We start from the raw sequence: 13,926 nt of genomic DNA on the forward strand, positions 1-13,926 counted from the left end.
GACGGACCTCAGGCGTCGGAGGACTCCGCGACCGCCTCACCGTCGCGATACCGCTCGGACAGGACCCGATACGCCCGGGTTCCGAAGGCCGCCAACGCCAGGAACACCATGACCAGACCGGCGAACCAGAAGATGAGCGCGATCCCCCGCGCGTCGCCGTGGCCCACGAGCCACGCCCACTGCTGCGCTCCGGCGTCGGAGTCGAGGTGGGGAATGACCCAGAACTCCGCGATCGGCGCGACGAGGAATGACGTCACCGGAGCAGCGGCCGCCTCGAAGGCCTGCGCGAATCCGAAGACCCGCCCCTGGCTGCCGAACGGCACGACCCGCTGGATGATCGTCTGCTCGGCGGCCTCCACGGCCGGCACCAGCAGCAGGAACAGCCAGATGCCGCCGATGCACAGCCACGGCCACTCCCGCAGGGTGAACGTCGCGTTGATGACCCCCATGGCGACCAGCACCCACAGCATCGTGCGCAGCGGGTTGGCGCCCAGGCCCCACCGGGCGATCACCAGGCCACCGAGGATGAACCCGGTCGAGGCCACCCCGAAGACGAGGCCCCACTGCTCGACCGTGAAGAGGGTCAGTCCGTACGGGTCCATGAGTGCCATGAAGACGCCCGACACCAGGTTGTTGAAGGTGGTCAGGACGATGAGCGCGAAGAGGCCCGGCACGAGGGCGATGGCCGCCAGCGCTCCCCGGACGTCGACGGTCGGCACCGCGCCCGCCGCGAACTCGGGACGGTCCTCCGCGATCCGCACGAACAGCAGGTGGACCAAGGTGGCGACGGTCAGGACGTTGGCGATCAGCAGCGTCCAGCCCATGCCCAGCTGGCCGATCGCCAGCCCGCTGAAGACGCTGGTGACGATGAAGGCGATGCCCTGCACCGTGCCCACGAGCCCGTTGGCCCGGTCCCTGCGGTCCTGCGGGACCAGCAGGGTCACCAAGGTCGACAGGGCGATGTTGCGCATACTCTCGACGACCGAGCCGAACAGCACGATGCCGGCGAACAGCCAGAACCACGGACCGGACATGTCGACGATGGCTGCAGGGCCGACCACCGCGTAGAGCGCGCCGCCAGCGGCGAAGGACGCCATGGTCACGAGGCTCGAGCCGACCAGCACGGCGCGCTTGCGGTGACGGTCGACGAGCGTGCCGAAGAGCATCGCGAAGAGCGCCAGCATCAGCATGTAGGCGCCCCCGACGACGCCGGTCGCCAGGACCGACCGGGTCTCGAGGTAGACCCAGAACGTCAGGGCGAACCACAGGAAGCTCGTCGTGACGTTGGCGACGAGGGTGTTGACCAGGACGTGGGCGAACGTCCGCGCGCCATCGGGGGCCGCGGTGGCTGCTGACGACATGACCGTCAGGCGGGAGGCAGCTTGACGTCGGAGTCCTGCAACTCCTCGACGTTGACGTCCTTGAAGGTCAGCACCTTGACGTTCTTGGCGAAGCGGGCCGGACGGTAGATGTCCCACACCCACGCGTCGGCCATCGTGACCTCGAAGTAGGCGTCACCGGACTCCGAGCGCACCTTCACGTCGACGGCGTTGCACAGGTAGAGCCGGCGATCGGTCTCGACCACGTACTTGAAGATCGAGACGACGTCGCGGTACTCGCGGTACAGCGAGAGCTCCATCTCGTTCTCGTACCGCTCCAGGTCCTCGGCGCTCATCCGGCCACCGCCTCTCGCGTCGTGTCGGTCATCGTAACGACCGCTTCGGGCCTCGGCTCGCATCCGGGCAACGACCAGGAGCGGCGGTGGTGGACCGTCGGTCCGTGCTGCGCCAGCGCGGCGATGTGCTCGGGTGCCGAGTACCCCTTGTTCACGTGCCAGCCGTACTGCGGGTGCTGGGCCGACAGCTCGACCATCATGGCGTCCCGCGTCGTCTTGGCCAGGATGCTGGCCGCCGCGACGGCCGCGCACCGCATGTCGGCCTTGATCATCGTGATGACCGGCGGCAGGTCGTCGATCAGGTCCGGCGGGCCGAAGAGGGCGGACTGGTCGGGGACGCGCAGGTAGTCGTGGTTGCCGTCGAGGAGCACCGCGTCGGGACGCACGCTCAGCTGGGCCAGGGCACGGTGGCCGGCCAGCCGCATCGCGGCGATGATGCCGTGCTCGTCGATCTCGGCCGCGCTGGCGTGCCCGACGGCGTGGACCGGCGCCCAGCGGCGGATCTTCGGCACCAGCGCCTCGCGGGCCTGCGGGGTGAGCAGCTTGCTGTCCCGCACGCCCTGCGGCGCGGTGCGCGTCTGCTCGGTCACGACGATCATGCCGATGGTGACGGGGCCGCAGAGTGCTCCGCGGCCGACCTCGTCACTGCACGCCAGGGCCGTGCGACCCTCGCGCAGCAGTCGGCGCTCGACGCGCAACGACGGCGCCGAGTTCACGGAACCTCGTCGAACGCGTTCGAGTCCTTGATCAGCCCGAAGCGATTGAGCGGCCACACCCTCAACCATGCCTTGCCGACCACGTCGTCGTCGGGAATGAACCCGCCGCCGGGCTCGCCGAGGTGGGCCCGCGAGTCCGCGGAGTTGCCGCGGTTGTCGCCCTGGACCCACAGGTAGCCCTTCGGGACCTTGACGTCGAAGGTCTGGTCGGCGTTGATCTCCTGGTCGGCCAGGTACGGCTCGTCGATCGGCTCGCCGTTGACCGTCGTGCGTCCCTGCGCGTCGCAGCAGACGATCCGGTCGCCGCCCACGCCGATGACGCGCTTGATCAGGTGTCCGCCGGACGGGAAGAGGCCGACGACCTCGAGGGCGCGCTGCACGCCGTTGGACGACGCGTCGACATCGGGGCCGAGCCAGTTGCCCGGATCGCGGAAGACGACGATGTCGCCGCGCTCGGGACCGCCGGACCAGTAGGACCACTTCTCGACCAGGAGCTTGTCGTCCTTGACCATCGTCGGGACCATCGAGTCCGACGGGATGTAGAACGCCTGGAAGAAGAACGTCTTGACGATCAGCGCCAGGACCAGGGCCGTTGCGACCAGGAGGAGGGATTCCTGCCACAACGGCAGTTGACGTTTCTCCTCGGGCACCAGATGAGCCTACCGGCTGACCGGGAGCGAACAGCGCAACGGGGGCCGCGTCACGGACGCGGCACGCGCTCGAACGCCTCCGTGCCGCCGACGCCCCCGAATCGGTCCAACGGCCCGACCCGCCACCAGAGCCGGCCGACCACCAGATCCGTGGGCACGAAGCCCTCACCGGGGTCGGCGACGTGCAGCCGGGAGTCCTTGGAGTTCCCCCGGTTGTCCCCCTGGACCCACAGCCGACCGCGCGGGACGGTGACCTGGAACGTGACCTCGGCGTTCGCGCGCGCATCGGCCAGGTACGGCTCGTCGATCGGCTCACCGTTGACCAGCGTGCGACCGTCCGCGTCGCAGCACCGCACCTCGTCACCCGCGACGCCGATCACCCGCTTGACCAGGTGTCCGCCGGCCGGCGACAGGCCGACCGCCTGCAGCCCGCGCTGCCACGGCGACGGCGGGCTGAGGTCGGTCAGCCACTCCCCCGGGTCCGCGAACACGACGACGTCACCGCGTTGCGGCTCCCCCGACCAGTACGACCACTTCTGCACGAGGATCTTGTCCTGCTCGGCCAGCGTCGGGACCATCGAGCTCGACGGGATGACGAAGGCCTGGAAGAAGAAGGCCTTGACGAGCAGCGCGAGGACCAGGGTGGCGACGATGAAGAACGGCACCTCGAGCCACAGCGGGATGCGCCGCGCGCGGGAGGTCTCGTCGGTCACGCCGAGATCCTAGCCCCGGGAAGAAGAACGACCCCGCTCCCGGAAGGGAGCGGGGTCGTCGCGGAGACGGGAGATCAGATCTCGCGCTTCTCCTTGATCTTGGCGGCCTTGCCGCGCAGGTTGCGCAGGTAGTACAGCTTGGCGCGACGCACGTCACCGCGGCTGAAGATCTCGATCTTCTCGATCACGGGCGAGTGGAGCGGGAACGTACGCTCGACGCCGACGCCGAAGCTGACCTTGCGGACGGTGAAGGTGCGGCCGATGCCCGAGCCCTGCACCTTGATGCAGACGCCCTGGAACATCTGCACACGCGAGCGGTTGCCCTCGACGATGTTGACGTGCACCTTGAGGGTGTCGCCCGCACGGAACTCGGGGATGTCGTCGCGCTTGCTCTGGGCTGCGATCTGGTCGATGGCGTTCGTCATGTTCTCTCCTCGCCGGTGCCACAAGTCACCTGGCGGATGTCGGTGTTGCTCGAAGAATGCGGGTGGTGCGCTGAGGAGACTCCCTCGTGGCAGAGTCGACCGGCACCAGCAGTCAATGATGCCACAGCGCCCCGCCCCCGAGGAAATCGGGGACGGGGCGCCGTGAGGGTGTCTGATCAGTCGAACTTGTACGCGGCGCCGCCGTGCAGGACGTTGTCCAGACCGGCGACCTCCTCGTCCTCGGTGACCCGGAAGCCGATCGTGGCGTCGATCGCCTTGCCGAGGCCGAAGGCCACCGCGAAGGAGAACACCGCGACGAAGACGGCCGGGATGATCTGAGCGATCATCTGATCGAAGTCGCCACCGGTGAACAGGCCGGTGTCCGTGGCGAACAGACCCAGGTACAGGCAGCCGATGAAGCCGGCGACCAGGTGCAGGCCGACCACGTCGAGCGAGTCGTCGTAGCCGAGCTTGTACTTGAGGTCGATCGCGAAGCAGCAGACCGCACCGGCGAACAGACCCAGGACGATCGCCCAGAACGGCGTCAGGTTGGCGCAGGCCGGGGTGATGGCGACCAGGCCGGCCACCAGGCCCGAAGCGGCGCCGACGGCGGTCGGCTTCCCGTCCTTGAAGTGCTCGACGACGATGTAGCCCAGGATGCCCGCGGCGGGAGCGGCGATCGTGTTGAGGAAGATCAGGGACGCCACGGCGCCGTCGCCACCGGCGGCACCGGTGTTGAAGCCGAACCAGCCGAACCACAGGACCGCAGCGCCGATGAGGACCAGCGGGACGTTGTGCGGCTCGGCGTCCGCCTTGCTGAAGCCGACAGTGCGCTTGCCGAGCACGAGGGCCAGAGCCAGCGCGGCAGCACCGGCGCTGATGTGGACCACCGTGCCACCGGCCCAGTCGATCGGGACGGCGTCGCCGATCGTCATGCTGCCGATCCAGCCGATTGCCTCGTCACCGTCGAGCGCCCACACCCAGCCCTGCGACGGGAAGTAGACGATCGTCGCCCACAGGCCGGCGAAGAGCATCCAGGGGAAGAAGCGGGCGCGGTCGGCGACGGCACCGGAGATCAGCGCGGTCGTGATGACGGCGAAGGTCGAGCCGAAGGCGACGTCCTTCAGGCCAACGGCGTTCTCGCCGCTGGACAGGTCCGACAGGGCGAAGTCGGAGAACGGGTTGCCGAGCCAGCCGTCGATCCAGCCACCGTTGGCGGCGACCGTCATGTTGAATCCGTAGAGGATCCACAGGACGAAGACCAGGCCCATCGCGCCGAAGCTGAGCATCATCATCGAGATGACGCTGCGCGCCTTGACGAGGCCGCCGTAGAAGAACGCCAGGCCCGGCGTCATGAAGAGAACAAGGGCTGAACAGATCAGCAGCCAAATCGTCCCGGGTTCCATATCAACCTCTTCGCAGTAGGTAACTCGTGGGAAGCGCCGGGGCTCCCTTGCCGTGGCGCGTCACCGATACTGCTCAACCGCGATTACGCGACGGCACCTCAGCCGTTACGAGCGTGTTACGCGAGCGGGGACGGTGTTAACTCAGTGGAACGAAGGTCCCTAACCGGAGGTTCCGATCCGGTACACCATCGATCTGGAGCCGTTCTTGAACTTGCTGCACTGGCCCTTGGCCGGCGCCTTCGTGCGGCGCTTGAGGCACGTGTCCGCCGGGTAGGTGACCCTGACGGCGAAGTTCGGCTTGGTCCCTGCTTTCACCTTCACGATGCGCCCGGTCGTGAGGGCATTGATCTTGGGAAGGCTCGTCGCCGTGTAGACCGCGGCAGCCGTACCGGACTGCTTCATCGTGAACGACGCGGACTTGGCACAGTAGCGAATGGAGCCCACGCCGATGGCGGCGCTGGCGCCATAGAACCCGGCACCCACCGACACCGGGAAAGACGTGCACTTCGTGGCCTTCTTCGAGACCGAGCGGGTGTCGTCGACGTCGATCAGTCCTCGCTGGCTCGCGGCCACCTTGAATGACGCCGTCCCGTGACCACCGGTGCCCTTCTTCTTGTCGACCGAACTGTCAACGTCGAGCAGATAGAAATCGTATTTCTTCATTCGCTCGCTGATGCGATAGGCGTTGAGCTTCACACTCAACCGTCCCTGGGACAGCGTGTAGAAGAACTTCGGGCAATGGCGCCGCGCAGGGCACTCGTTGTTGGTCAGGTCGGCCGAGTCGTTGCTGCCGTAGTCGACGTAGGTGACCTTGTACGTCCCCGAGACGGGCCGCTGGTCGACCAGGGAGGCGACCTGTGAGATCGGCGTGGCGGCCTCACCTGCTTGGAACGGCACCAGGGCGCCCGCGACCAGCCCGCCGAGCGCCACCCCGAAGGCCAACCCGGCTCGTCGCCTCGTGCTTCTCTCCCCCGCGAGCATCCCCATGGGGACAGACCCTAGAGGCTCTCGTGTCCCTCGGCGAGGCCGTCGCGTGTTAAATCCGGGCGACGTTGCTGCGTCCGCAGTTGCGACTGCTCGCGGCGCCACGTGGCGATGCGGCCGTGATCTCCCGAGAGGAGGATCTCCGGCACGTCCCGGCCGCGCCAGTGGGCGGGCTTGGTGTACACCGGGTACTCGAGCAGGCCGTCGGCATGCGACTCCTCGGCGAGCGACTCCGGGTTGCCCATGAAGCCTGGCAGGAGGCGCACCACCGCTTCGATGATGGCCAGCGCGGCGACCTCTCCCCCGTTGACGACGAAGTCGCCCAGGGAGATCTCGCGGACCTGCCACCGCGAGGCGGCGTGGTCGATGACGCGCTGGTCGATGCCCTCGTACCGTCCACACGCGAAGACCAGGTGCTCGGCGCCGGAGAGCTCCACGGCGTCGGCGTGGGTGAAGGGGGCGCCCGACGGCGTGGGGACGATGACGACGGCATCGTCGGTGCAGACGGCGTCGAGGGCCTCGCCCCAGGGCTCGGGCTTCATCACCATGCCCGCGCCCCCGCCGTACGGGGTGTCGTCGACCGTGCGGTGACGGTCGTGGGTCCAGTCGCGCAGGTCGTGCGCGTGGAAGTCGACCAGTCCGCTGCGCCGCGCCTTGCCCGGCAGGGACAGGTCCAGCGGCGAGAAGTAGTCCGGGAAGATCGAGAGCGCGTCGATGCGCACTAGCGGACCTCGTCCGCTTCCTCGGGGTTCAACAGCCCGGGACGGTCCTCGACCGTCACGGTGCCGGCCTCGAGATCGACCTCGGGCACGAGCGCCTCGACGAACGGCACCTGGACCGTGCGTCCGTCGAGATCGAGCACCAGGGTGTCGTGCGCCGGCAGGTGGAGCACCTCGACGACCGTGCCGATCGTCTCGCCCGCGACGACGACCGACAGCCCCAGGAGCTGGCGGTCGTAATAGGCGTCCTCGTCCTCGGGGATCTCGTCGGGGTCGACCTCGACCTCGAGGATCGCCCCGTGCAGGCCCTCGGCCGCGGTGCGGTCCGGGACCTCGGCGAACGTGACCAGCAACCGGCCGGAGTGCTCGCGGCTGGCGGTGATGGTCAGCTCGCCACCACGACACAGGACCGACGAGCCCGGCGCGAAGCGCCGTTCGGGCTCGTCGGTCCTGGGATCGACGGTGACGTCGCCACGGATCCCGTGGGCACGGCCGATCCGGCCGACGACGACTCTCATCTCGGGTTCAGCTGCGCCGGTCGACGTCCACGAAGTCGATCCGCGCTCCGTCGGCACCGGCGATGGCCGATGCGACGGTGCGGATCGCCGTGGCCGTACGCCCCTGGCGACCGATGACCTTGCCGAGGTCGTTCGGGTTGACCCGAACCTCGAACAGCTCGCCGCGACGCGTCTGCTTGGCGCGGACGCTGACCTCGTCGGGGTTCTCGACGATGCCGGCGACGAGGTGCTCGACGACCTCCTGCATGGGTGCGGCCACGATCAGGCCTCGTCGGCCTTCGTGTCCGCGGCGGGAGTCTCCTCAGCCGGGGTCTCCTCGGCCTTGGCCTCCTCGGCGGGAGCGTCGTCGGCCTTGGCCTCGGACTTCTTCGCCTTGGTGGTGGCCGACTTCTTCGGCTCGGCGTGCAGATCCTTCAGAGCAGCGTTGAAGAGCTCGGCCTTGTCGGCCTTGGGCTCGGGCTGCTTGAGGGTCGACTCGCCACCGATGTCACCGGTGAGCTTGAGGATCGCCGCGACAGCCTCGGTGGGCTGGGCGCCGACGCCGAGCCAGTACTGGGCGCGCTCGGAGTCGACGTTGATGGTCGACGGATCGGTCTTGGGGTTGTACGTGCCGATCTCCTCGATGACGCGACCGTCACGCTTGGTGCGGCTGTCGGCGACGACGATGCGGTAGAACGGCGTGCGGATCTTGCCCATCCGCTTGAGGCGAATCTTGACTGCCACGAGTGTGGTGTCTCCTTGGTGTGTTGAGCTGTGGTGACGGCGACCCGGCATGTGGGGCATGCCCGGTCTTCATCGAGGGCCGGGGTCGGCGGGTGAGAGGGCCACACCGATTCCGGACGCAATCACTCATTCTGCCAGACACGGCAGCCGTGATCCAATCCGGCTCACGCGCGGGCGGCCGGCGCCACCGGCGCGCCCGTTCTCACTGCTGCGCGAGGGCGACGATGCGGTCGATGACCTGGTCCAGAGTGAGGTCCGTGCCGTCCACGACGATGGCGTCGTCGGCCTGCGCCAGGGGCGAGGTGGCGCGGTTGGAGTCGATCGCGTCACGACGCGCCAGCGCCTCGCGCATCGCCTCGGCGTCCTCGATGCCCAGCTCCGCGGCACGGCGCTGCGCGCGCGCCACGGGGTCGGCGACGAGATAGATCTTCACGCGGGCGTCCGGCGCGACGACGGTGCCGATGTCGCGGCCCTCGACGACGATGCCCCCGGTCGCCCGGGCGATCGTCTCGCGCTGCAGCGACACGAGCAGCTCGCGCACCTCGGGAACCGTGGCGACGGGGCTCACCGCCGAGGTGACCTCGTCCCCGCGGATCGGACCGGAGACATCCACGCCGTCAGCCGCGATCGTCGGGCCGGCGGGGTCGGTGCCCGAGGTCAGGACGACCTCGCGGGCCGCCGCGGCGACGGCGCCGGCGTCATGGACGTCCACCCCGCGCTTGAGCAGCGCCCACGTCATGGCGCGGTACATCGCGCCCGTGTCCAGGTAGCCGTAACCCAGCCGCGAGGCGACCCCGCGTGAGGTGCTGGACTTGCCGGACCCGGAGGGGCCGTCGATGGCGATGACGTCGGTCATGGATCTCCTCAGCGGAACGCGGCCCAGCCGCGTTCGATCAGTGCGGTGTGAAGTACGTCGGCGGCGGCGGCCCGCACCACGACCTCGACGACGCCGACGAGGCGGCCGAGCTCGTGATCGATGCGCATGTCCTCGATGTTGACGCCGGCGGCGCCGATGTCGGAGAACAGGCGCGACAGCTCACCGGGTGTGTCGTCGATGGACACGAAGACCACCGCAAGGGCGGTCGGGTGCTCGCCGTGCTTGCCCGGGACGCGGCTGACGCCGTCGCGGCCGCGGTCGAGGTGCTCGGCGACGGATCCGTCGCCGGCTCGCACGGCGGCCCGCAGGTCGTCGAGCCGAGCGGCGAGGTCGTCGAGGATGTCGCCCACCTGGCCGGCGTTGCTGCCGATGATGTCGACCCACAGGCCCCGGTCGCTGCCCGCGATGCGGATGACGTCGCGCAGGCCCTGACCCGCGAGGGCGAGGTCGTCGGTGGGCGCCTCGGTCAGCAGGCCGGCGGTCAGCGCCGACACCAGGTGCGGCACGTGCGAGACGAGGGCGACGGCGCGGTCGTGGGACCCCGCGTCCATCCGGCGGACGACCGCGCCGACCGACGTCGCGACGCGCTCGACCAGGGCCACGGCGTCGGGGTCGGTGTCCGCGGTGGGCACGATCGCCCAGGCCCGTCCCTCGAAGAGCAGTCCCGAGGCGGCCATCGGGCCGGAGCGCTCCTTGCCGGCCATGGGGTGGCCGCCGACGAAGCGCGGATCGGTGACGCCGGCGCAGATCGGGGCCTTCACGCTGGCGACGTCGGTGACGACGGCCTGCGGGAACTCGGCCAGCGCCGCGCGTGCCGTCTCGACGACGGCGGCGGGCGGGACCGCGACGACGACGAGCGCCGGGGAGTCGACCGGATCAGGGGAACCGGCGCCGACGGAGGCAGCGATCTCGACGTGGGAGGCGCTGGCGTCGCGCAGGTGGACCGGCACGTCGAGCTCACGCAGCGCCAGGGCGACGGAGGTGCCGATCAGGCCGCAGCCGATGACGAGTACCGGGCCCGGAACGACGGCATCGGGCAAGGCGGCACTCATGCCTCCACGCTATCGAAGAGCGCTCCGAGCTCTTCGCGCGACAGGTCGCGCATGGCGCCCGACCGCAGGTCGCCGAGGCGCAGCGGCCCGAACGCAGTGCGCGTGAGCTCGATGACCGGGTGGCCGACGGCGTCGAGCAGCCGGCGCACGATGCGGTTCTTGCCACTGTGCAGGTCGAGCTCGACCAGGCTCTTGCCCCGGCTGCGGTCACGGACCACGAACCGGTCGACGGCGGTGACGCCGTCCTCGAGCTCCACGCCCTCGCGCAGTGTGCGGCCGATCGAGTTGGCGACCGTGCCGTCGACGAGCGCCACGTACGTCTTCGTGACCTCGAACGACGGGTGGGCCAGGCGGTGCGCCAGGTCGCCGTCGTTCGTCAGCAGCAGCAGCCCCGAGGTGTCGGTGTCGAGCCGGCCGACGTGGAAGAGCCGGTCGTCACGGTCGCGGAGCAGTCCGGAGAGGTCGGGCCGGCCCTGCTCGTCGGCCATCGAGCTGACGATGCCCCGCGGCTTGTTGAGCAGCACGTAGGCATGGTCCGACGGCGGCGGGATGCGCTTGCCGTCGACGCGCACGACGTCGGAGGTCGGATCGACGCGCGCGCCCATCTGGGTCACGACCTCGCCGTTGACCTCGACGCGCCCGGACGCCATGAGCTCCTCGCAGCGGCGTCGGCTGGCGACGCCGGCGGCCGCCAGGACCTTCTGCAGACGGATACGCTCAGCCACGGTCGCCGCCTTCCGTCGGAGCCGTCGCATCGGCGTCGGCCGGCGCCGGGTCCTCCGGGACGGCCTCGCGCTCTGCGGTCTCCTGAGCAACTCGCTCGAGCTCGCTGTCGAGGTCGGCGAGGTCGGGAAGCATGGGCGCCAGCTCCGGCAGCTCGCCCAGCCCGCTGAGTCCCATGCGCTCGAGGAAATAGTTGGTCGTGCCGTAGAGGATCGCGCCGGACTCGCCGTCGTGACCGAGCTCGGTGATGAGGCCACGCGTGACGAGCGTCCGAACGACGCCGTCGACGTTCACGCCGCGGATCGCCGAGATCCGCGAGCGGCTGATCGGCTGGCGGTAGGCCACGACGGCCAGGGTCTCCAGCGCTGCCTGACTGAGCTTGGCCTGCTGTCCCTCGAGCACGAACGCGGCGACGACGTCGGCGTACTCCTCGCGGGTGTAGAACCGCCATCCGCCGGCCAGCTCGCGCAGCTCGAAGCCGCGGCCCTGCTCGGTGTACTCCGCGGCGAGGTCGCGCAGCGCCTGCTCGACCTCGGCGGGCGGGTGCCCGACGGCCTGCGCCAGCACGAGGTGCTCCAGCGGCTCGTCGGCGATCATCAGCACGGCCTCGAGGGCGGGGCGCAGCTCGACGGGCGGCCGCTCGGGCGCGGCCGGGGCCTGCGCCGGCTCGTTCGCCTCGGTGAACCCCTGCTCGTCAGTCTCGGTCATCGTCACTTCCGGTCGTCTCATCCACGGTCACTGCCTGCGCTGCGATCTCGGTGTCCTCGTCTGCGGGCACCGGCTCGTCGAACTCGTCCCCCACGTCGATGTCGCCGTCGTCCGACCCCGTCCAGCGGACGGTCAGCTCCCCCAACGGCTCGGCCTGCTCGAACGAGAGCATGCCCTCACGGAACAGCTCCAGCAGCGCCAGGAATCGCGCCACCTTGGTCTGTCCATCGGGCGCGTCCTGGGTGATCGCCCGGAACGTCAGCGAGCGTTCGCGGCGCAACCGGTCCACCACGAGGTGAGCCTGCTCGCGCACGCTGACCGACGGGGCGTGGAGATGGGCCAGGGAGACCAGCGGAACCTGCTTGGGGACCAGGGCCGCGGCGGCGAGCGCAGCCAGGTCCTGCGCCGTGGCGCGAATCTCGACCTCGGGCAGCAACGTCGCGAACCGCGGCTCGAGCGTGACCGCACGCGGGTGCCGCAGCTGCTGATTCTCGAAGCGCTCGGCGAAGATCCCCGCCACCGTCTTGAAGGCGCGGTACTGCATGAGCCGGGCGAAGAGCAGGTCGCGCGCCTCCAGCAGGGCGAGGTCCTCCTCGTCCTCGACCTCGGCCTGCGGCAGCAGCCGCGCGGTCTTGAGGTCCAGCAGCGTGGCGGCGATCAGCAGGAAGTTCGTGGTCTGCTCGAGGTCGTCCTCGAGCTCACGCGTGTACGCGATGAAGTCCGACGTCACGACGGACAGGGCGACCTCGGTGATGTCGAGCTGGTGCTTGGAGATCAGCTGCAGGAGCAGGTCGAAGGGACCCTCGAAGTTGCCCAGGGTCACCGAGAACCCGGCGTCGGGGGCGTCGGTGGACGCCGACTCCGCGACGGACACCGAGGAGCTCATTCCTCGCCGAGGCGACGGGCGAGCTCGCTGTCCGCCCCGCGGGTGTCGAGATCGGCCAGGGCGCCGGCGATCGCGGCGCGCACCAGACGACCGCGGTCGACCTTGCGACCCAGCACGGATCGCAGCTCCAGACGCGCCTGCTCGATCGCCAGGAGCTCGTCACTGGTGAGGTAGACGGTCATCTTCTCGTCGTGCTTGACCCGGCCGCTGCCGGCCGCCGGTACCGCGGGCGGGTCCTGGTCGCGAGGGCCACTGGGTGCGGTGGGCCGGAACAGCTCGTCCGCACCGGGCAGGTTCACGCGTCGGGACACCGCTGCAGCACCTCCCTGGCGAGCTGACGGTAGGCCTCGGCACCGGGCGAGGTGGGGGCGTACTCGGTGATCGGCTCACCGGCGACGGTGGAGTCGGAGAACTTCACGGTGCGCCGGATGACCGTGTGGAACACGGCGTCTCCCCAGCCGTCGACGAGGGTCTGCAGGACCTCGCGGCCGTGCAGGGTGCGGCTGTCGAACATCGTGCCGAGCAGGCCGATGACCTTGAGGTCGAAGTTCGTGCGGTCGCGGACCTTCTCGATCGTCTCGTTGAGCAGCGCGACGCCGCGCAGGGCGAAGTACTCGCACTCCAGCGGAACGAGCACGCCGTCGGACGCGGTGAGGGCGTTGACGGTCAGCAGGCCGAGCGAGGGCTGGCAGTCGATCAGGATCACGTCGTAGTCGGCGCGGACGTCGCGCAGGGCGCGGGCCAGGACCTGCTCGCGACCCACCTCGGTGACCAGACGCATCTCGGCTGCCGAGAGGTCGATGTTGGCCGGCACGAGGTCGAGGTTCTTGACGGACGTCTCCATGATGATCTCCTTCATGGAGAGCTCACGGTCCATCAGCACGTGGTAGATGCTCTGCTCGATCTCGTGGGCGTTGTAGCCCAGTCCGACCGTCAGGGAGCCCTGCGGATCGAAGTCGACGAGCAGGACACGGCGGCCGGTCTCGGCCAGTGCGGCACCGAGATTGATGGTCGTCGTGGTCTTGCCGACGCCACCCTTCTGGTTGCACATCGAGATGACGACGGCGGGAGCCTGTGTCGCTCGGGGACCGGGCTCCGGGAGGTCGGGCATCGGGCGACCGGTGGGGCCGAGGGACGTGCTGGGCATAGCG

At 69.6% G+C, this 13,926-nt stretch carries 19 protein-coding genes; all 19 read right to left on the reverse strand.

Going from position 1 to position 13,926, the window contains the following annotated elements; genetic code table 11:
- Positions 1-8: 8 nt before the first annotated feature.
- Positions 9-1,361 (reverse strand): MFS transporter, encoded by a 1,353-nt coding sequence (locus NP095_RS09875; RefSeq protein ID WP_256766069.1) that lies wholly within the window; start codon positions 1,359-1,361, stop codon positions 9-11.
- A 5-nt stretch (positions 1,362-1,366) separates the two neighbouring features.
- The gene (locus NP095_RS09880) at positions 1,367-1,675 is read right to left on the reverse strand and encodes a DUF2469 domain-containing protein (RefSeq protein ID WP_249378462.1); all 309 of its coding nucleotides are present in this window, start codon (positions 1,673-1,675) and stop codon (positions 1,367-1,369) included.
- On the reverse strand, positions 1,672-2,391 hold the full coding sequence (locus NP095_RS09885) for a ribonuclease HII (protein ID WP_256766070.1): 720 nt from the start codon (positions 2,389-2,391) through the stop codon (positions 1,672-1,674). Before NP095_RS09885 ends, NP095_RS09880 begins: the two co-directional genes overlap by 4 nt.
- Positions 2,388-3,041 carry a signal peptidase I gene (lepB, locus tag NP095_RS09890; protein ID WP_256766071.1) on the reverse strand — a complete coding sequence of 218 codons (654 nt, stop codon included), beginning with the start codon at positions 3,039-3,041 and terminating at the stop codon, positions 2,388-2,390. The genes NP095_RS09885 and lepB (NP095_RS09890) overlap by 4 nt, the downstream gene beginning before the upstream one ends.
- A gap of 50 nt (positions 3,042-3,091) precedes the next feature.
- Entirely contained in the window at positions 3,092-3,754 is a 663-nt protein-coding gene (gene lepB, locus NP095_RS09895; protein ID WP_256766072.1) for a signal peptidase I, read from the reverse strand.
- Between the two features lie 74 nt (positions 3,755-3,828).
- Entirely contained in the window at positions 3,829-4,179 is a 351-nt protein-coding gene (rplS, locus tag NP095_RS09900) for a 50S ribosomal protein L19 (RefSeq protein WP_249378466.1), read from the reverse strand.
- Positions 4,180-4,355: 176 nt separating this feature from the next.
- Positions 4,356-5,585, reverse strand: a complete 1,230-nt coding sequence (locus NP095_RS09905; protein WP_256766073.1) for an ammonium transporter — start codon at positions 5,583-5,585, stop codon at positions 4,356-4,358.
- Positions 5,586-5,744: 159 nt separating this feature from the next.
- Positions 5,745-6,527, reverse strand: a complete 783-nt coding sequence (locus tag NP095_RS09910) for a hypothetical protein (RefSeq protein ID WP_256766074.1) — start codon at positions 6,525-6,527, stop codon at positions 5,745-5,747.
- Between the two features lie 56 nt (positions 6,528-6,583).
- On the reverse strand, positions 6,584-7,291 hold the full coding sequence (gene trmD / locus NP095_RS09915; protein ID WP_256766075.1) for a tRNA (guanosine(37)-N1)-methyltransferase TrmD: 708 nt from the start codon (positions 7,289-7,291) through the stop codon (positions 6,584-6,586).
- Positions 7,291-7,806, reverse strand: coding sequence for a ribosome maturation factor RimM (gene rimM / locus NP095_RS09920; protein WP_256766076.1), 516 nt, complete (start codon positions 7,804-7,806; stop codon positions 7,291-7,293). Before rimM ends, trmD begins: the two co-directional genes overlap by 1 nt.
- Positions 7,807-7,813: 7 nt before the next feature.
- Entirely contained in the window at positions 7,814-8,053 is a 240-nt protein-coding gene (locus NP095_RS09925; RefSeq protein WP_249378494.1) for an RNA-binding protein, read from the reverse strand.
- 14 nt (positions 8,054-8,067) lie between these two features.
- Positions 8,068-8,529, reverse strand: a complete 462-nt coding sequence (rpsP, locus tag NP095_RS09930) for a 30S ribosomal protein S16 (protein WP_249378471.1) — start codon at positions 8,527-8,529, stop codon at positions 8,068-8,070.
- Between the two features lie 202 nt (positions 8,530-8,731).
- Positions 8,732-9,385 carry a (d)CMP kinase gene (cmk, locus tag NP095_RS09935; RefSeq protein ID WP_249378472.1) on the reverse strand — a complete coding sequence of 218 codons (654 nt, stop codon included), beginning with the start codon at positions 9,383-9,385 and terminating at the stop codon, positions 8,732-8,734.
- Positions 9,386-9,393: 8 nt separating this feature from the next.
- Positions 9,394-10,458, reverse strand: coding sequence for a prephenate dehydrogenase (locus NP095_RS09940; RefSeq protein WP_249378473.1), 1,065 nt, complete (start codon positions 10,456-10,458; stop codon positions 9,394-9,396).
- Positions 10,455-11,213, reverse strand: a complete 759-nt coding sequence (locus tag NP095_RS09945) for a pseudouridine synthase (protein ID WP_404801093.1) — start codon at positions 11,211-11,213, stop codon at positions 10,455-10,457. The genes NP095_RS09940 and NP095_RS09945 overlap by 4 nt, the downstream gene beginning before the upstream one ends.
- A complete protein-coding gene (gene scpB / locus NP095_RS09950) occupies positions 11,176-11,889 on the reverse strand; it encodes an SMC-Scp complex subunit ScpB (RefSeq protein ID WP_256766077.1) in 714 nt (237 codons plus the stop codon). The genes NP095_RS09945 and scpB overlap by 38 nt, the downstream gene beginning before the upstream one ends.
- The gene (locus NP095_RS09955; protein WP_404801094.1) at positions 11,876-12,763 is read right to left on the reverse strand and encodes a segregation and condensation protein A; all 888 of its coding nucleotides are present in this window, start codon (positions 12,761-12,763) and stop codon (positions 11,876-11,878) included. The genes scpB and NP095_RS09955 overlap by 14 nt, the downstream gene beginning before the upstream one ends.
- 8 nt (positions 12,764-12,771) lie before the next feature.
- On the reverse strand, positions 12,772-13,050 hold the full coding sequence (locus NP095_RS09960) for a hypothetical protein (protein WP_404801111.1): 279 nt from the start codon (positions 13,048-13,050) through the stop codon (positions 12,772-12,774).
- Between the two features lie 20 nt (positions 13,051-13,070).
- Positions 13,071-13,922, reverse strand: a complete 852-nt coding sequence (locus tag NP095_RS09965) for a ParA family protein (protein WP_249378477.1) — start codon at positions 13,920-13,922, stop codon at positions 13,071-13,073.
- Between the last annotated feature and the right edge of the window lie 4 nt (positions 13,923-13,926).

This window comes from Aeromicrobium duanguangcaii (genome assembly GCF_024508295.1).
GTDB classification, from domain to species: Bacteria; Actinomycetota; Actinomycetes; order Propionibacteriales; family Nocardioidaceae; genus Aeromicrobium; species Aeromicrobium duanguangcaii.

Bases quoted from the DNA above. Each gene is read 5' to 3' on its own strand.
- NP095_RS09925 (WP_249378494.1), bottom strand. From the start codon at position 8,053: ATGCAGGAGGTCGTCGAGCACCTCGTCGCCGGCATCGTCGAGAACCCC.
- NP095_RS09880 (WP_249378462.1), bottom strand. From the start codon at position 1,675: ATGAGCGCCGAGGACCTGGAGCGGTACGAGAACGAGATGGAGCTCTCG.
- cmk (WP_249378472.1), bottom strand. From the start codon at position 9,385: ATGACCGACGTCATCGCCATCGACGGCCCCTCCGGGTCCGGCAAGTCC.
- rplS (WP_249378466.1), bottom strand. From the start codon at position 4,179: ATGACGAACGCCATCGACCAGATCGCAGCCCAGAGCAAGCGCGACGAC.
- NP095_RS09905 (WP_256766073.1), bottom strand. From the start codon at position 5,585: ATGGAACCCGGGACGATTTGGCTGCTGATCTGTTCAGCCCTTGTTCTC.
- NP095_RS09875 (WP_256766069.1), bottom strand. From the start codon at position 1,361: ATGTCGTCAGCAGCCACCGCGGCCCCCGATGGCGCGCGGACGTTCGCC.
- rimM (WP_256766076.1), bottom strand. From the start codon at position 7,806: ATGAGAGTCGTCGTCGGCCGGATCGGCCGTGCCCACGGGATCCGTGGC.
- NP095_RS09965 (WP_249378477.1), bottom strand. From the start codon at position 13,922: ATGCCCAGCACGTCCCTCGGCCCCACCGGTCGCCCGATGCCCGACCTC.
- scpB (WP_256766077.1), bottom strand. From the start codon at position 11,889: ATGACCGAGACTGACGAGCAGGGGTTCACCGAGGCGAACGAGCCGGCG.
- NP095_RS09945 (WP_404801093.1), bottom strand. From the start codon at position 11,213: ATGCGACGGCTCCGACGGAAGGCGGCGACCGTGGCTGAGCGTATCCGT.
- NP095_RS09940 (WP_249378473.1), bottom strand. From the start codon at position 10,458: ATGAGTGCCGCCTTGCCCGATGCCGTCGTTCCGGGCCCGGTACTCGTC.